The 16,255-nt window shown below is 73.9% G+C and carries 15 protein-coding genes and 1 pseudogene; 9 read left to right on the top strand and 7 right to left on the bottom strand.

From position 1 onward, the window contains the following. Positions 1–807: pseudogene (locus tag A8711_RS32630) on the bottom strand (hypothetical protein); the annotation flags it as partial. Between the two features lie 488 nt (positions 808–1,295). Here A8711_RS32630 and pdhA point away from each other — a divergent pair. The 6 genes from pdhA (at position 1,296) to A8711_RS21100 (ending at position 10,364) form a co-directional block, all read left to right on the top strand. After that, entirely contained in the window at positions 1,296–2,474 is a 1,179-nt protein-coding gene (pdhA, locus tag A8711_RS21120) for a pyruvate dehydrogenase (acetyl-transferring) E1 component subunit alpha (protein WP_030500531.1), read from the top strand. Then, positions 2,474–3,463 carry an alpha-ketoacid dehydrogenase subunit beta gene (locus A8711_RS21115; RefSeq protein ID WP_030269708.1) on the top strand — a complete coding sequence of 330 codons (990 nt, stop codon included), beginning with the start codon at positions 2,474–2,476 and terminating at the stop codon, positions 3,461–3,463. Before pdhA ends, A8711_RS21115 begins: the two co-directional genes overlap by 1 nt. Before the next feature lie 5 nt (positions 3,464–3,468). Then, positions 3,469–4,926, top strand: coding sequence for a dihydrolipoamide acetyltransferase family protein (locus A8711_RS21110; protein WP_043330772.1), 1,458 nt, complete (start codon positions 3,469–3,471; stop codon positions 4,924–4,926). A 224-nt stretch (positions 4,927–5,150) separates the two neighbouring features. Next, entirely contained in the window at positions 5,151–5,288 is a 138-nt protein-coding gene (locus A8711_RS32485) for a hypothetical protein (RefSeq protein WP_013283356.1), read from the top strand. Positions 5,289–5,635: 347 nt separating this feature from the next. Then, positions 5,636–8,413, top strand: coding sequence for a hypothetical protein (locus A8711_RS21105; protein WP_069089165.1), 2,778 nt, complete (start codon positions 5,636–5,638; stop codon positions 8,411–8,413). 118 nt (positions 8,414–8,531) lie between these two features. Then, positions 8,532–10,364 carry an NHL domain-containing thioredoxin family protein gene (locus A8711_RS21100; protein WP_069089164.1) on the top strand — a complete coding sequence of 611 codons (1,833 nt, stop codon included), beginning with the start codon at positions 8,532–8,534 and terminating at the stop codon, positions 10,362–10,364. 60 nt (positions 10,365–10,424) lie between these two features. Here A8711_RS21100 and A8711_RS21095 read toward each other — a convergent pair whose 3' ends face one another. From A8711_RS21095 to A8711_RS21085, 3 genes are read right to left on the bottom strand one after another with little or no spacing between them, the layout of a single operon-like run. Then, positions 10,425–11,174, bottom strand: a complete 750-nt coding sequence (locus A8711_RS21095) for a LamB/YcsF family protein (RefSeq protein WP_043327589.1) — start codon at positions 11,172–11,174, stop codon at positions 10,425–10,427. Beyond that, a complete protein-coding gene (locus A8711_RS21090) occupies positions 11,158–12,021 on the bottom strand; it encodes a biotin-dependent carboxyltransferase family protein (protein WP_069089163.1) in 864 nt (287 codons plus the stop codon). The genes A8711_RS21095 and A8711_RS21090 overlap by 17 nt, the downstream gene beginning before the upstream one ends. After that, positions 12,018–12,632, bottom strand: a complete 615-nt coding sequence (locus A8711_RS21085; protein ID WP_069089162.1) for an allophanate hydrolase subunit 1 — start codon at positions 12,630–12,632, stop codon at positions 12,018–12,020. Before A8711_RS21085 ends, A8711_RS21090 begins: the two co-directional genes overlap by 4 nt. Positions 12,633–12,707: 75 nt before the next feature. Between A8711_RS21085 and A8711_RS21080 the strand changes: the two genes are divergently transcribed. Then, positions 12,708–13,385, top strand: a complete 678-nt coding sequence (locus A8711_RS21080) for a hemolysin III family protein (protein WP_030500524.1) — start codon at positions 12,708–12,710, stop codon at positions 13,383–13,385. 85 nt (positions 13,386–13,470) lie between these two features. On the opposite strand, the gene A8711_RS21075 is transcribed toward A8711_RS21080, so the two are convergent. Beyond that, entirely contained in the window at positions 13,471–13,761 is a 291-nt protein-coding gene (locus A8711_RS21075) for a DUF6458 family protein (RefSeq protein WP_030500523.1), read from the bottom strand. A 117-nt stretch (positions 13,762–13,878) separates the two neighbouring features. On the opposite strand from A8711_RS21075, the gene A8711_RS21070 reads away from it, so the two are divergent. Beyond that, positions 13,879–14,415, top strand: a complete 537-nt coding sequence (locus A8711_RS21070) for a histidine phosphatase family protein (protein WP_069089161.1) — start codon at positions 13,879–13,881, stop codon at positions 14,413–14,415. A gap of 10 nt (positions 14,416–14,425) precedes the next feature. Here the strand turns inward: A8711_RS21070 and A8711_RS21065 are convergent, their stop codons facing one another. Further along, positions 14,426–14,836, bottom strand: a complete 411-nt coding sequence (locus A8711_RS21065) for a helix-turn-helix domain-containing protein (protein ID WP_069089160.1) — start codon at positions 14,834–14,836, stop codon at positions 14,426–14,428. Positions 14,837–14,964: 128 nt separating this feature from the next. On the opposite strand from A8711_RS21065, the gene A8711_RS21060 reads away from it, so the two are divergent. Further along, on the top strand, positions 14,965–15,831 hold the full coding sequence (locus A8711_RS21060; RefSeq protein ID WP_069089159.1) for an aldo/keto reductase family oxidoreductase: 867 nt from the start codon (positions 14,965–14,967) through the stop codon (positions 15,829–15,831). A 9-nt stretch (positions 15,832–15,840) separates the two neighbouring features. On the opposite strand, the gene A8711_RS21055 is transcribed toward A8711_RS21060, so the two are convergent. Beyond that, positions 15,841–16,110, bottom strand: a complete 270-nt coding sequence (locus tag A8711_RS21055; RefSeq protein ID WP_013283345.1) for a DUF6458 family protein — start codon at positions 16,108–16,110, stop codon at positions 15,841–15,843. Positions 16,111–16,255 lie beyond the last annotated feature (145 nt).

The following is a 16,255-nucleotide window of genomic DNA, read 5'->3' as shown; positions in this document are numbered from 1 at the left end:
GGCCAGGCCGGAAGGAGCGGACGCGGCGGACGACCCGGCAGGACCCGACGGCCCAGCAGAACCGGACGGATCGGCAGGACCCGACGGATCAGCAGGACCGGACGGCTCGGCGGAACCCGACGGCCCAGCGGAACCGGACGGCTCGGCAGGACCCGACGGATCAGCGGGACCGGACGTACCCGATGGGCCGGACGGGTCGGACGAACCTGCCGAGGGCGTCGGCTCGACGGACGTGGCGGACGGCTCGGGGCTGGGGCTCGGCTCGGGCGTCGGCGTACCCGGGTCGGACGGCGGGTGCGACGGCGACGGTGAGGGCACCGGCGAGGGGTGCGGCGGGCGGACCGGGGTGGGCCGGACCGGCGTGGACGGTGGCGGCGGCGCGGCCACCGGGCGGGACCGGTGGCGGGCGGCGAGGTCGCTGTCGTCGGGCAGGCTCGGCGCGGCGGGGAGGACGGGCCGCGCCGGGGGTACGGAGGTGACGTCGGGGGTGGGCGTGGACGGCACTGCGGGCTGGGTCGCCTGGGGCGGCGGGATCACCACCGGCCCGATCGAGGGCGTCGGCAGGAACGGGGTGCTGGTGTCGGGGAGCGCGCTGTTGCCCACCGTCGCCGATCCGGTGCTGATGGCGGCGAGGATCGGCATCGACGCGGTGCCGGCGAGCAGCGCCACTGTGAGCAGGTAGCCCCGGCTGGGGGCGCCGGCGCCGGGGGCGCGGTGGGCGCCGACGACCCGGCGGTACGGGGAGGCGGGCAGCGCGCGGTGCCGGCCGAGGAAGGGTGAGCCGGGGGGACCCTCTGGTTCGGACACCGGCACACTCCTCACGCGCGAACGGGGACGGGAGAGCATGCGCGGATATTCGGACAAATGCCGCGCAACAGCTCACCGCAAGCTTGACCCAGTGACGCTCAGTTCACCAGTCGCAACCGCGTGTCGACACACATTTTGTACGTCAGCCGATCCCGCCACTGGGGACAAAGACGGCTATCCGTCATGAAGACGATGGAACCTCACCCACCAAGGAGGCCATACTGTGGGCCCGCTCACCTCCTCTGCAATCATTCAGACACGACGGCAACGCAGCCGCCACCTCCGCGTACCCCGCGGCTGGTGCGGAACGGCGCCGGCGCTCCCGGGCCTGGGTCTGTCCCCGACCGACTCCGGCTCACGCCGCGCGGCAACCCCTACCGGGGTCAGGCGCGGTCGCCAGGGACCGACCCGGCATCAGCCGGGCGGGCGCACGAGGTGCTCGGCTCGGGTAACCCCCGGCGCCGGCGCAGACAGACAGGGAGAGACGGATGGCAAAGGGCGACCCCGGGGCCGCCACCCGCAGCAAGCGGGCCGCACCCCGCACCAGGCGCGCCGCCGCGGCCGGTGAACCGGAACTCGTACAGCTGCTCACGCCGGAAGGTGAGCGGATCGAGACCGCGCTCGGCCCGGACGGGACCGAGTACCGCGTCGACTTCACCGACGAGGAGTACCGCGGGCTCTACCGCGACCTCGTGCTGGTCCGCAAGCTGGACGCCGAGGCCACCGCGCTGCAGCGCCAGGGCGAGCTGGGACTGTGGGCCAGCCTGCTGGGCCAGGAGGCGGCGCAGGTCGGCTCCGGCCGGGCGCTGCGTACGCAGGACATGGCGTTCCCGACCTACCGCGAGCACGGCGTGCTCTACTGCCGCGGCATCGACCCGATCATGCCGCTGGGCCTGTTCCGCGGCGTCGACCAGGGCGGCTGGGACCCGAACGAGTTCAAGTTCAACATGTACACGATCGTGATCGGGGCGCAGACCCTGCACGCGACCGGGTACGCCATGGGTGTCGCCATGGACGGCAAGACCGGCGGCGAGGACGGCGAGGCGGTCATCGCCTACTTCGGCGACGGCGCCACCAGCCAGGGCGACGTCAACGAGTCGTTCGTCTGGGCCAGCGTCTTCAACGCCCCGCTGGTGTTCTTCTGCCAGAACAACCAGTACGCCATCTCCGAGCCGCTGGAGCGGCAGACCCGCGTGCCGCTGTACCGGCGGGCCGGCGGGTTCGGCTTCCCCGGCGTCCGGGTGGACGGCAACGACGTGCTCGCGTCGTACGCGGTGACCCGGCACGCGCTGGACAACGCGCGCAACGGCCAGGGCCCGAGCCTGATCGAGGCGTACACCTACCGGATGGGCGCGCACACCACCTCCGACGACCCGACCCGCTACCGCATCGCCAGCGAGGTCGAGGCGTGGCAGGCGAAGGACCCGATCGCCCGGATGAAGGCGTTCCTGACCAAGCAGAAGATCGCCGACGAGTCGTTCTTCACCGAGGTCGACGAGCAGGCCCGCACCGAGTCGGTGCACCTGCGCGAGCGTGTGCTCGCCATGCCCGACCCGCAGCCGGTGAGCATGTTCGACCACGTCTACCCCAACGGCTCTCCCGAGCTGGACGAGCAGCGGGCCCGGTTCACGCAGTACATGGAGTCCTTCGAGGGGAGCGCGCACTGATGGCCACGGAGACGCTCACCCTCGGCAAGGCACTGAACACCGGCCTGCGGCGGGCCTTGGAGAACGACCCGAAGGTCGTCATCATGGGCGAGGACGTCGGCAAGCTCGGCGGCGTGTTCCGGATCACCGACGGCCTCCAGAAGGACTTCGGCGACCAGCGCGTCATCGACACCCCGCTGGCCGAGTCCGGCATCATCGGCACCGCTGTCGGCCTGGCCATCCGCGGTTTCCGGCCGGTCTGCGAGATCCAGTTCGACGGTTTCGTCTACCCCGCGTACGACCAGATCGTGTCGCAGGTGGCGAAGATGCACTACCGCTCGCAGGGCAAGGTGCGGATCCCGATGGTCATCCGCATCCCGTTCGGCGGCGGCATCGGCGCTGTTGAGCACCACTCCGAGTCGCCCGAGGCGTACTTCGCGCACACCGCCGGTCTCAAGGTGGTGAGCTGCGCGAACCCGCAGGACGCGTACGTGATGATCCAGCAGGCGATCGCGTCGGACGACCCGATCGTGTTCCTGGAGCCGAAGCGGCGCTACTGGGAGAAGGGTCCGGTGGACCTGGACGCGCCGATCGCCGACGCGTACCCCCTGCACTCGGCCCGGGTCGCGCGGCCCGGCACGGACGCGACGGTCCTGGCGTACGGCCCGATGGTGCGCACCGCGCTCGACGCGGCCACCGCCGCCGCCGAGGACGGCCGTGAGCTGGAGGTCATCGATCTGCGCACGATCTCGCCGCTGGACCTGACCGCGGCGTACGAGTCGGTGCGGCGCACCGGCCGCTGCGTGGTCGTGCACGAGGCCCCGGGCAACCTGGGTCTCGGGTCGGAGATCGCGGCCCGGATCACCGAGGAGTGCTTCTACTCCCTGGAGTCCCCGGTGCTGCGGGTGACCGGCTTCGACACCCCCTACCCGGCCGCCCGGGTGGAGGAGGAGTACCTGCCCGACCTGGACCGGGTGCTCGACGCCGTCGACCGCACGTTCGGCTGGTGAGCGGCATGTCCCGGATCAAGGAGTTCAACCTTCCCGACCTGGGCGAGGGCCTGACCGAGGGCGAGATCCTCGCCTGGCTGGTCAAGGTCGGCGACGACATCGAGCTGAACCAGCCGATCGTCGAGGTGGAGACCGCGAAGGCGGCGGTCGAGATCCCGGCGAAGTGGGCCGGCCGGGTGCAGGCGATCTTCCACCCGGAGGGGTCCACTGTCGAGGTCGGCGTGCCGATCATCGCGATCGACACCGACCCGGGCGCCGGGCCGATCGAGGAGTCGACGACCGCGACCCCGGCGTCGGACCTGCCCGCTCCGTCGGCAGCGTCGCTCGCCGCGGTCCAGGTCGCGCCCGCCGAGGGCATGGTCGAGCCGGGCCTGATCGGTGGTGTGGCCCCGGGTGGGCGTACCGCCGTGCTGGTCGGCTACGGCCCGCGCAACGCCCCGGCCAAGCGCCGCCCGCGCAAGGGTGACGCGCCGGCACCGGCTCAGGCCGCCGCCCCGGTGGCGCCCGCGCCGGTCGCGCCCGCCCCGCCCGCTCCCGCCCCGGCGGTCAACGGCAACGGCCGGGTCTCCGGTCCGGTGCTGGCCAAGCCGCCGGTCCGCAAGCTGGCGAAGGACCTCGGCATCGACCTGGCCACGCTGACCGGCTCGGGTCCGCTCGGCTCGATCACCCGTGAGGACGTACAGCGGGCGGCGACCGCGACCCCGGCGGCGGCCGAGCCGCTGACGGTCACGACGCCGGCCGCGTCGGCCGCGAGCTTCGGCGCGGACCGCGAGCAGCGCATCCCGGTCAAGGGGGTACGCAAGCTCACCGCGGAGAACATGGCCCGCTCGGCGTTCACCGCCCCGCACGTGACGGAGTTCCTGACCGTCGACGTGACCCGGGCGATGAAGGCGCTGGACCGGCTGCGCGACCGGCGGGAGTGGCGCGACGTGCGGGTCTCGCCGCTGCTGCTGGTCGCCAAGGCGGTGCTGCTGGCGGTCAAGCGGCACCCGATGGTCAACTCGACCTGGGCCGGCGACGAGATCGTGGTGAAGGAGTACGTCAACCTCGGCATCGCGGCGGCCACCGAGCGCGGCCTGATCGTGCCGAACATCAAGGACGCCGGGCGGCTCTCGCTGCGCGAGCTGGCGGACGCGATGACGGACCTGGTGCAGACCGCGAAGTCGGGGAGGACGTCCCCGGCGGACATGTCCGGCGGCACGTTCACCATCACCAACGTCGGCGTCTTCGGCGTCGACACCGGTACGCCGATCCTGCCCCCGGGCGAGTCGGCGATCCTCGCCTTCGGCGCGGTACGGGAGCAGCCGTGGGTGCACAAGGGCAAGGTGAAGCCGCGCCTGGTGACCACGCTCGGCCTCTCCTTCGACCACCGCATCATCGACGGTGAGCTGGGCTCGAAGTTCCTCCGCGACATCGGGGACTTCCTGGCCGACCCGGAGGCGGCGCTGCTCGCCTGGACCTGACGCAACACCGCTCCGGTCACGGCCGGTGTGCCACGGGTGAACGCCCGGCACACCGGCCGTAACCGTTTCGGGAACGGAATCATAGGATCTGAGGGCAGGCTGACCTACGATCCTTAGGTACGTGGTTCAGCTCACCTAATAATCGATGGCGATGGGCGGCCTGGTGCGCTTAAATAGAGACATCAAGGGGCTGACAACCGAATAGCCAGGAGGAGAGACCCAAGATGAGCATGATCGAGCGAATCCGCACCCGCCGCGACGCCAACCGCCGCGCCCGCGCCATCGAGCACGCGCTGCGTTCCGCGAACTCGCCCGCGGTCCGCGAGGAGCTTCTCGCCATCGCCCAGCGTCACATGAGCTGACGTCACAGACCTTTCTCACCTCCTCCAGTCCGAAGACCCGCCCGACACCGGGCGGGTCTTCGGCGTATCGGCATCGGTCGGCACCGGGATTCCACCTCGCCGCACCGCCCGGTACGGTTGGYACGGTCGCCAACCGGTGGTTCCGGGCCGACGCGGGCAAGTGAAACCCATCGACGTCGTCCGGTGACTTTCGGTGACGGCCGATGCTCCCCCGGGCGGCTCCGGGCAACCACCGGATACGGTGCGGGGAGCCCGCACGGCCGGTACCCGCCGGCGACGCCGGCAGCCATGCCGACGGTTCCCCGGACCGGCATCGGCGGCCGACCTGTGATGGAGGAGGCGCACCCATGACGTCCGAGGCTCCGCACCGCCCCGGCCAGGAGCCGGGCGAGGTGTCGCCGGGCACCGGCGGACCGGTGCCGTACGGCGATCAGCCGGCGCAGCAGGACAACGGGTACAACGGCGCGCCCGACCTCGGCTGGGCGCCGCCCCCGCCGGCCGGTCGGCCCGCGCAGCCGGCCCCGGCCTGGGCCGCTAACGACGAACAGCCCCCCGCCTGGGCCCCGCCCGCGGGCCAGCCGGTGACCGGCCGGGCCACCGCCCAGGTTCCACCGCCCGCCGACCGTGGGCAGCAGCCCGCCTGGGGCGGCACCGACCAGGGCGCCCCCGCCTGGGCCGGTCCCGCCCAGGGCAGTCCCGTGTGGGGCGCTCAGGAGCAGCCCGGCCCGGACCGCGCCGCCGACCCGGCGCCGCCCGCTTGGGCCGCCACGCCGCCGGGCAGCCCGGTCGAGCCGACGGCGCCGGCCTGGGCCGCCGAGCAGAACCGCCAGGGGTGGGGCTCCGGTGAGCAGCCGGCCCGGTCGCCGGACGGCGACCCGGCCGCCCGCAGCACCGGTTACGTCCCCGCCCCGGCCACCGTGCCGAACGAGACCTGGGTCACGCCCGCCCCGCCGGACGACCCGCACCGCTCCGGCGGCTTCGCGCCCACCGGTGGGCAGCACGACGACGCCCCGGGACACGCCGGTGGCTGGTCCACCGCCGCGCCGCCGGACGATCCGAACCGCTCCGGCGGCTGGAACCCGCGCGACGAGCAGCCCGCCGCGGCCGACGACCCCGGCCGCTCCGGCGGCTGGACGCCGCGTGAGAGCCAGCCGGCCTGGGCACCTCCGGGTCAGCAGACCGGCGCCACCTGGCCGCCGGCCGACCCGCCCGCCCGTGCCGCCGCCGCGGTCTCGGTGCCCGGCGTCACCCGGCCGGACAACGCGTGGTCCACTCCGGAGCAGTCCGATCAGGACAACCGCTCCGCCGCTGGCGAGGACGACTCGCACCGCTCCGGCGGCTGGCGTCCGACCGGTGGACAGCACGACGGCGGATGGCCCGCCCCGCAGGCCGAGAACCGGCCGGGTGGCTGGGACGAGCCCGCCCGCCCCGACGACCCGGACCGCTCCGGCGGCTGGGCCGCGGGCCGCGCCGCCGGCCCCGCCGAGGCGGCACAGCCGGGCGGCTGGGGTGAGCCGGACCAGGGCCGGCAGCCCGGTGGCTGGGGCGCCCCCGCCGTACCGCAGCAGCGTGACTCCGAGGAGCAGGCCGGCGCCTGGAGCGGCGCCGCGTCCGTGCCGCAGCAGCAGGAGAGCGGCCGGTCGGCCGAGGAGCCGGCACAGCCCAGTTGGGGTGCCGCCGCACCGGTCGATACTCCGGCGGCCCGCGCGAGCGTCTCCGTACCGGCGCCCGACGCCGGCTGGGGCGGCAACCAGAACGACCGCCCGGCCGTACCGGCCGCCGAACCGTGGTCGCCCGCCGAGGCGTGGGGCCGCTCCGAGGACTCCGCCCCGGCGTACCAGCCCGCTCCCGCGCCGGGCATCTCGCCCGGCAACGCGGTGCCGCTGCCGGCACAGCAGCAGCGCGTGCCCGGAGCCGCGCTCGCCGCGTCGCCGCCCGCCGACCAGCCGCCCGCGCCGGCCGAACCCCAGGGGTACGAGCCGGAACGCGGTGACGGCGCGTGGGGCGAGTCGCAGTCGGCCTCCGTGCCCGGCCCGCGTACCTCTCCGGAGGGCGGCCCGGTCTCGGCCAGCGCGTCGGTCCCGGTGACCAGCCGGGTCACGCCGCCGTCCGACCAGCCCCTGCCGACCGGCACCCCGGCGCCACAGCCCCGGGTGTACGGCCGGCCCGCCCGCCCGGAGCCCGAGGACACGCCCGAGCAGGACGGTCACGGCTTCCCCGAGCAGGACGGGCCGTCCGGATTCGGCCCGGACAACGGCTTCCCCGGCCCGCAGTCCCGGACCGACGACGCCGACGGGCCGCACGGGTATGCCGCCGTACCGCCGTCCTCGCCGGCCGCGCCGCCGCCGTTCCCGGCCGGTGTGCCGTCCTTCATGGACCCGCCCGCCAACACCCGCCCCGCCAACGGGGTGCACCCGGGCGGCGAGCAGCCCGGCGCGGTCCGGGACCCGTTCGACGGCCCGCAGAGCCCCTACGGCACCCAGGGCGGCAGCCAGGACCCGTTCGGCCCGCCCGGCGGCCATCAGGACCCGTTCGGTGGCCCCCAGGACGGCCGCCAGGATGCGTTCGGCAGCCCGGCCGGCCGGCCCGAGCCGTTCGGCGGCCAGCCGGACCAGTTCGGCCCGCCGGCCGGTGGGCGCGCCTCCGTCGCGGTGCCCGGCCAGGGCCGGCCGGGCGAGACGAGCCCCTTCCCGGCACAGCAGGCCCCGCCGGCCTGGTCGCAGGACGCGCCGTCCGGTGAGCCCGAGCAGGGCCGGTTCGACGCGTTCAAGCCGGACGCCGCCGAGCCGCAGACCGAGGCGCCCCCGCCGAAGGTACGCAACGGACGGGTGCTCGCCGCCGTACTGATCGCGGCGGTGCTCATCCTCGCCGTACCGCTCGGTCTGCTCACGCTGCTCGGCAAGGTCGGCGACGACAAACCGGCGGGCTTCGACCCGGCGGTCGGTTCCTGCGTCAAGCAGTCCGGCGAGACCGCCGTTCCCGCCGACTGCGGTGAGCAGGGCGCGTTCAGCGTGGTGTCGAAGGTGGACAACAAGGACAAGTGCGCCGATCTGACGCAGCCCACCGTCTCCGTCGAGAACGGCGGGACCACCCGGGTGCTCTGCCTGAAGCCGGCCGGCCAGTAACCACACGTACGCGGAGCGTCCACCCCTCACCGGGTGGGCGCTCCGCGCCGTTCCGGTGTGCCTCTGTTCACCCCGGGTTCGCCGCGAGCGCACCCGGCCAGTGCGGCACGATGGGGGCATGAGCGCGCGCGTACGGGCACCGGAACTGCGGGGTCGGGCCTGGCTGAACACCGGCGGCAAGGCCGTCACGCTGGCCGACCTGCGCGGCAAGATCGTCTTGTTGGACTTTTGGACCTTCTGCTGCATCAACTGCCTGCACGTGCTGGACGAACTGCGCCCGCTCGAAGAGAAGTACGGCGACGTCCTGGTCGTGATCGGGGTGCACTCGCCGAAGTTCGAGCACGAGAAGGACCCGGCGGCGCTGGCCGCGGCCGTCGAGCGGTACGGCGTGCACCACCCGGTGCTCGACGACGCCGACATGGACATGTGGCAGCAGTACGCGGCCAAGGCGTGGCCGACTCTGGCCGTGGTCGACCCGGAGGGCTACGTGGTCGCCACCATGGCCGGCGAGGGGCACGCCGAAGGGCTGGCGCGGCTGATCGACGAGTTGATCGCCACCCATGAGGCGAAGGGCACGCTGCACCGGGGCGAGGGCCCGTACGTGCCGCCGGCCGAGCCGGACACCGTGCTGCGGTTCCCCGGCAAGGCGCTGCCGCTCGACGGCGGGAACCTGCTGGTCAGCGACTCGGCCCGGCACTCACTGGTCGAGCTGGCCGCCGACGGCGAGACGGTGGTGCGCCGCATCGGCGCCGGTTCCCGGGGCCGTACGGACGGCCCGGCCTCCGCCGCCACGTTCGCCGAGCCGCAGGGGCTCTGCCTGCTGCCGCCGCACGTGGCCGAGGTCGCCGGTTACGACGTGGTCGTCGCGGACACCGTCAACCACCTGCTGCGCGGCGTACGGCTGTCGTCCGGCGAGGTGGTCACGATCGCGGGCACCGGGCGGCAGTGGCGCTCGACCGTCGACGACCACGCGCACGACGCCCGCGCCGTCGACCTGTCGTCCCCGTGGGACGTGGCCTGGTACGGCGATCGGGTGATCGTCGCCATGGCCGGCATCCACCAGCTCTGGTGGTTCGACCCGATCAAGCGGACCGCCGGCATGTACGCCGGGACCACAGTCGAGGCGCTGCGCGACGGCCCGCTGCCGGACGTGTGGATGGCCCAGCCGTCCGGGTTGTCCGTCTCCGTCGACGGGACACGGCTCTGGGTGGCCGACAGCGAGACCAGCGCGATCCGGTGGGTCGAAGGCGGCGTGATGCACACCGCAGTCGGTCAGGGCCTGTTCGACTTCGGGCACGTCGACGGCCCGGCCGACCAGGCGTTGCTCCAGCACCCGCTGGGCGTGTGCGCGCTGCCCGACGGTTCGGTGCTGATCGCCGACACGTACAACGGGGCGGTGCGCCGCTTCGACCCGGAGACCGGCCAGGTGGGCACCGTGGCGGACGGGCTGGCCGAGCCGAGCGACCTGGTGCTGACCGGCGAGGGCGACGTGCTCGTGGTCGAGTCGGCCGCGCACCGGCTGACCCGGCTGGCGCCGGGCGCGCTGACGTCGGCCGGGGCGAACACGGTGGACGGCCCCCGGCACCGGCTGGAGCGCAAGCCGACCGACGTGGCGGCCGGGGAGCTGACCTTGGACGTGATCTTCACGCCGGCGCCGGGGCAGAAGCTCGACGAGACGTACGGGCCGTCGACCCGGCTGGTGGTCTCGGCGTCCCCGCCGGGGCTGCTGGTCGAGGGCGCGGGCACGACCACCGACCTGTCCCGCAAGCTGGTGGTCAGCGGCGACGTGGCGCAGGGGGTGCTGCAGGTGACCGCCCAGGCGGCGACCTGCGACGCCGACGTGGAGCACGCGGCCTGTCACCTGACGCGGCAGGACTGGGGCGTGCCGGTCCGGGTGGTCACCGGCGGCGCGACCCGCGTGCCGCTGGTCCTGCGTGGCATGGACGCCTGACAGCGCGTGTTAAGAAGGGGCCCTTCCTCTACCGGAGGCGTTAAGAAGGGGCCCTTCCTTTCACGCGAACGGAGTGAGCGTGACCCCCGCGTCGATGAGCGCGGCGCGGACCAGCTCCGCGCAGCGCACCGCGCCGGGCGTGTCCCCGTGCAGGCAGATCGACTCGACCGGGCAGGCGATCACCGTCCCGTCGACGGCGACGAGCGTCTGCTCGACGGCCATCCGTACCGCCCGGACGGCCACCTGCTCCGGGTCGGTCACCAGCGCGTCGGGGGAGCTGCGCGGCACCAGCGTGCCGTTCGGGAGGTAGTTGCGGTCGGCGAACCCCTCGGCCACCACCCGCAGGCCGGCGCCGGTGGCGAGCTGCGCGAGCACGCTGCCGGGCTGGCAGAGCACCGGTAGCTCGTGGTCGTACCCGCTGATCGCGGCCACCAGCGCGGCGGCCTGGGCCTCGTCGCGGGCCGCCGCGTGGTAGAGCGCGCCGTGCGGTTTGAGGTAGCGGACCCGGGTGCGGTACAGCCGGCAGAAGGCGTCGAGCGCGCCGAGCTGGTAGATCGTCTCGTCACGCAGCTCGGCGAAGTCGTACGCGATGTGCCGCCGACCGAAGCCGGCGAGGTCCCGGTAGCCGACCTGCGCGCCGACCGCTACGCCGCGTTCGGCGGCGGCGGCGCAGACCTGGTGCATGGTGGCCGCGTCGCCGGCGTGGAAGCCGCAGGCGACGTTCGCGGAGCTGATCAGGTCGAGCAGCGCGTGGTCGTCGCCGAGCCGCCAGCTTCCGAATCCCTCGCCCAGGTCAGCGTTGAGGTCCATGGAACGTCACCGTAGTGCCTGGCCGGGCCTGGGCGAGCGCTGTCACGTCGTCCACCACTCCGACGACCGGGTAGCCGCCGGTGGTGGGGTGGTCGGCCAGGAAGACCAGCGGCTGGCCGTCCGGCGGGACCTGCACCGCGCCGAGCACCAGGCCCTCGCTGGGCAGTTCGCCGGCGACCGCGCGGGGCAGCGCCGCGCCGGCCAGCCGCGCGCCGACCCGGTTGCTGTCCGGGCTCACCGTGTACGCGGTGCCGCACAGCAGGTCCAGCGCCTCGGGCGTGAACCAGTCCTGCCGGGGGCCGGGGCGTACGGTCAGCCGCAGTTCGTCCGGGACCGGCCGGGTGACGGCGAGGTCGACCGGGGGCGGCGGCCGGTCCGCGGTGCCGAGTGGCAGCCGGTCCCCGTCGCGGAGCGGCGGCGGCCCGAGCCCGGAGAGCGTGTCGGTGGATCGGCTGCCGAGCACCGGTTCGACGGTGATTCCGCCGCTGACCGCCAGCCAGGTGCGTACGCCGGCCCGGGCCGGTCCGACGCGCAGCACCGCGCCCGCCGGTAGTGCGAGCGGCAGTCCCACGTCCCCCGGCCGGGTGTCCCCGGCCGGCCACTCGACGGCCACGTCGGCCGGGGCGCCGGTGAGCGCGAGCGCGACGGCCCGGGTGAAGCGCAGCGCGCAGCCGGTCATGGTGATCTCCAGCCCGGCGGCGTGCTCGTGGTTGCCGACGAGGCGGTTGGCCAGGCGCAGGGCGGCCGGGTCGAGCGCGCCGGAGCGGGGTACGCCGAGGTGCGCCCACCCCGGTCGGCCCTGGTCTTGGACGGTGGTGAGCGCCCCGGCCCGCAGTACCTCGATCACGGCGTGTCGACCAGCCGGACCCGGGTGCCGGGGGTGAGCCGGGCCGGCGGGTCGGCGTGCACGTCGAACAGCGGCAGGTCGGTCCGGCCGACCAGCAGCCAGCCGCCGGGTGACGCGGCGGGGTAGATGCCCGCGTACGGGCCGGCGAGCGCGACCGAGCCGGCCGGCACCCGGGTACGCGGTGTGGCGAGCCGGGGCACTGCCAGCTCGGGCGGCAGCCCGGTCAGGTACGCGAACCCGGGCGCGAATCCGCAGAACGCGACCCGGAACTCGGTACGCCGCAGCCGGTCGATCACGGCGGGCACGTCGGTGTCCCAGTGGGCGGCGACGCGCGGCAGGTCCTCGCCGTCGTACACGACTGGCACCCGGACCTCGGCGGTGGTCGCGCCGGGGCCGCCGGTCCGGGGCCGCCAGCCGGCGATCCGGTCGGCGGCGGCAGACGGGTCCGGTACGCCGTCGAGCAGTACGGTGACCGCGCCCGGGACGATTTCGGTGGCGGTCAGCTCGCCGCTCGCGCGCCGGTGCCACAGTTCGGCCCGCCATGCCTCGACCTGCTCGGGGTCGTCGCAGTCGAGCAGCAGGGCGTGGGTCCCGACCGGCCGGATCCGCATCCGGTCATCCTCCCGTCGGCTGACGTGACGGTCCACACTACTTGCAAGTAACCTACGCTGTCGTAACCTGTTGATGTGACCACATCCGCACCGTTCCGGCTCCGGCCGGCCGACATCGGGAAGCCGCGCATGCGCGGCTGGCTGCACGCATACGCGTTCTTCGCCGCTCTCGTCTGCGGCATCGTGCTGTGTTCGATCGCCGCCGGCCGTCCCGGCTGGGCGCCGCTGGTGAGCTGCCTGATCTACAGCTTCACCGTGTGCGGGCTGTTCGGCACCAGCGCGCTCTACCACCGGCGGGTCTGGTCCGAACGCGGCTACCAGATCATGCGCCGGATGGACCACTCGATGATCTTCGTGTTCATCGCCGGCACCTACACGCCGTTCTGCGCGCTGCTGCTGGACACCCGGCAGGCCACGATCATGCTGAGCCTGGTCTGGGGCGGCGCGATCGCGGGCGTGGCGGTGAAGCTGATCTGGCCGCACGCGCCGCGCTGGGTCTCCGCCCCGCTCTATCTCGCGCTCGGCTGGGTAGCGGTGGCCATGCTGCCGCAGATCCTGCACTCCGGCGGCGTCACCGCGCTGGTGCTGCTGGCGGTGGGCGGCGCGATCTACAGCGTGGGCGCGGTGTTCTACGCGCTGCGCCGCCCGAACCCGTGGCCCACGGTCTTCGGGCACCACGAGTTCTTCCACGCCTGCACGCTCGTCGCGGCGATCTGCCACCACATCGCGATCTACTTCGCCCTGTTCGCCTGAGCCGAGCCGCGCCGCGCCGGACCGGCCCCGGACACGCGCGAGGGCCCCGCGCCGTTGCGGGGCCCTCGGGTTCGGGGGTACGGGATCAGGCCGGGTAACCCGAGCCCGGACCACGCACCTCGCGGTACTCCTCGCGTACGACGCGGTCCTCCCGCACCGGTGCGACCGGCTCGGCGACGACCCGCTCACGCACCGGCGCGGCCACGACCCGGCGGCGGCTGTTCCAGAAGTACAGCGTGGTGAGCAGGCCGGCGACGCCGGCGAGCATGAGCACCCAGCCCACCACGTTGAGGTTCAGCCATCCCAGATTGGCGTCGACGGCGAACGCGAAGATCGCGCCGAGCGCGATGAGAAAGATGCTGGCACCGATGCCCATGACGTCGCCTCCTTGGCGTCCTGCTGGCGTTTCCTGCCCGCCGCGGCCATGGATGAGGTAGCGGCACACATCGACATACCCAGGCGCTTTGATCGTCAATCAGGCAAGCTGGGCGGTATGACGGACGGCAGGAACGGGCAGCGGACGCTGGTGCTGCTGCGGCACGCCAAGGCCGAGCCGTCCGGGGACCTCCCGGACGTGGAGCGGTCACTCACCGCGCGGGGGCACGCCGACGCGGCCACCGCCGGGGCCTGGCTGGCCCGGCACGGGCTGCTCCCCGACGTGGTGCTCTGCTCGCCCGCCCGGCGTACCCGGCAGACCTGGCACGACGCGGCGATGGGCATGAGCGGTTCGCCGACGGAGAGCGGTCCGGCGGGCTCGGCGCCCGAGGTGCGGTACGAGGCGAGCGCGTACGACGCGCTTCCGGATCAGCTGCTGGAGCTGCTGTGGACCGTCGAGCCGACCGCCGGCACCGTGCTCCTGGTCGCCCACAATCCGGGGATCTCACTGTTGTCGGCGCTGCTCGACCCGCAGCGGGCCGACCCGGACGGGCTGCGGACCAGTGACCTTGTGGTGCACCGGCCGACGACCCGCTGGGCCGACCTCGGGCCGGGAACCGCGCCGATCACCGGCCGCCACACCGCCCGCGCCTGATCCACAGCGCTCAGCCGACGCGGGTGTCGTACGCGGCCCGGTTGGCGAGCACGTCGTCCATGTGCGCCTCCGCCCAGGACTTCAGGCCGCGGATCGTCTCGTGCAGGGAGAACCCGAGGTCGGTCATCTCGTAGGTGACCGTCACCGGCACTGTCGGCTCGACGGTCCGGGTGATCAGACCGTCGCGCTCCAGGGCGCGCAGCGTCTGGGTGAGCATCTTCTGGCTGACCCCGGGCAGCGTGCGGAACAGCTCGGAGTATCGCCTCGGTCGTGGGTCGCCCGCGCAGTCCGCCCCGAACCGGTGCGAGCCGTCGCTGCGCAGCGCGGCCAGCACGAGTGCGACCCACTTGTCGGTGATCCGGTCGAGCAGTTGCCGGCTGGGGCACCCGGCCAGGAACGCGTCGTACTCGGCCTTGCTCATCTTCTGCTCCTGCCGCCCGGTGAGCTACGCACTTTCAGGTGCCTACTTCCCACGAGAAAGTAACACCCCGATAGTGGAGGGCGGCCGCCGCGACCCGGCGGCGTCGCGTAACGACGAGAGGTACACGCATGGCCCCCACCACCCTTCCCGGCGGCACCTGGACGCTGGGCGACCTGACCGTGACCCGGTTCGGCTACGGCGCGATGCAGCTCGCCGGCCAGTGGGTCATGGGACCACCGGCGGACCACGAGGGCGCCCTCGCGGTGCTGCGCGAGGCGGTCGCGCTCGGCATCACCCACATCGACACCAGCGCGGCGTACGGGCCGTACGTCACCAACCGGCTGATCCGGGAGGCGCTGCACCCGTACCCGGAGCCGCTGCACGTCGTCACCAAGGTCGGCGCGGACCGGGACGAGCAGGGCGGCTGGCCCACCGCGCGCGACCCGCGCAGCCTGCGCCGGCAGGTCCGGGAGAACCTGGAGACGCTCGGCCTGGAGAGGCTCGACCTGGTCAACCTGCGGCTCGGCGACGCCACGGGCCCGCAGCCCGGCTCACTCGCCGAGCCGCTGGAGACGCTCGTCGCGCTCCAGCGGGAGGGTCTGATCCGCCACCTCGGCCTGAGCAACGTGACGCCGGAACAGGTCGCCGAGGCACAGACCATCACGCCGATCGTCTGCGTGCAGAACCAGTACAACCTGGCGCACCGCGGCGACGACGACCTGATCGACGAGCTGGCCCGGCAGGGCGTCGCCTACGTGCCGTACTTCCCGCTCGGCGGCTTCACCCCGCTGCAGTCCTCGGCGCTGTCGGCAGTGGCCGCGCGCCTCGGGGCGACACCGATGGGCGTCGCCCTGGCCTGGCTGCTGCGCCGTTCCCCGAACATCCTGCTGATCCCCGGCACCAAGTCCGTCGCGCACCTGCGCGAGAACGTCGCCGGCGCCGGGCTGGCCCTCTCCGGCGAGGATCTCGCCGAGCTGGACCGGATCGGCCGCTGAGACGCGGCGTCAGGACGGCGGCGCCGTCGGCGGCGGCGGGTCGGGCGGCGGCGGCATCATCGCGGTCGGATGCGAGAGCCGGTTCTCCTCCACGATGAGCGTGCGGGCCCGCTTGCGGCGGTCCTGCCAGAACCACAGCGTGGTCAGCAGGACGCCCAGCCCGGCCAGGATGAAGACCCAGCCGACCGCGCGCAGGTCGATCCACCAGACGTTGGCCCGGATGGCGAAGGTCATGATCGCGCCGAGCGCGATGAGAAAGATGGCGCTACCAATGCCCATGTGCGCTGCACTCCCCCGTGCGATGGCCTTGGGCGTACTCCGGTCGTGGTCCGCGACGGTTACCCGCCACCGGGCCGCCTATCCGCCCGGGGCGCACGCACGACGACGGCCGGCGGGCTGGGGCCCGCCGGCCGTCGTCATGAGG

It is taken from the genome of Micromonospora sp. II, assembly GCF_001709195.1.
GTDB classification, from domain to species: Bacteria; Actinomycetota; Actinomycetes; order Mycobacteriales; family Micromonosporaceae; genus Micromonospora; species Micromonospora chalcea.
The sequence above is the reverse complement of the archived record's forward strand: the minus strand, read 5'-3'. Positions and strand labels throughout refer to the sequence as shown.

Bases quoted from the DNA above. Each gene is read 5' to 3' on its own strand.
- A8711_RS21110 (WP_043330772.1), top strand. From the start codon at position 3,469: ATGTCCCGGATCAAGGAGTTCAACCTTCCCGACCTGGGCGAGGGCCTG.
- A8711_RS21100 (WP_069089164.1), top strand. From the start codon at position 8,532: ATGAGCGCGCGCGTACGGGCACCGGAACTGCGGGGTCGGGCCTGGCTG.
- A8711_RS21105 (WP_069089165.1), top strand. From the start codon at position 5,636: ATGACGTCCGAGGCTCCGCACCGCCCCGGCCAGGAGCCGGGCGAGGTG.
- A8711_RS32485 (WP_013283356.1), top strand. From the start codon at position 5,151: ATGAGCATGATCGAGCGAATCCGCACCCGCCGCGACGCCAACCGCCGC.
- A8711_RS21075 (WP_030500523.1), bottom strand. From the start codon at position 13,761: ATGGGCATCGGTGCCAGCATCTTTCTCATCGCGCTCGGCGCGATCTTC.
- A8711_RS21085 (WP_069089162.1), bottom strand. From the start codon at position 12,632: ATGCGGATCCGGCCGGTCGGGACCCACGCCCTGCTGCTCGACTGCGAC.
- A8711_RS21055 (WP_013283345.1), bottom strand. From the start codon at position 16,110: ATGGGCATTGGTAGCGCCATCTTTCTCATCGCGCTCGGCGCGATCATG.
- A8711_RS21060 (WP_069089159.1), top strand. From the start codon at position 14,965: ATGGCCCCCACCACCCTTCCCGGCGGCACCTGGACGCTGGGCGACCTG.
- A8711_RS21065 (WP_069089160.1), bottom strand. From the start codon at position 14,836: ATGAGCAAGGCCGAGTACGACGCGTTCCTGGCCGGGTGCCCCAGCCGG.
- A8711_RS21070 (WP_069089161.1), top strand. From the start codon at position 13,879: ATGACGGACGGCAGGAACGGGCAGCGGACGCTGGTGCTGCTGCGGCAC.
- pdhA (WP_030500531.1), top strand. From the start codon at position 1,296: ATGGCAAAGGGCGACCCCGGGGCCGCCACCCGCAGCAAGCGGGCCGCA.
- A8711_RS21095 (WP_043327589.1), bottom strand. From the start codon at position 11,174: ATGGACCTCAACGCTGACCTGGGCGAGGGATTCGGAAGCTGGCGGCTC.
- A8711_RS21115 (WP_030269708.1), top strand. From the start codon at position 2,474: ATGGCCACGGAGACGCTCACCCTCGGCAAGGCACTGAACACCGGCCTG.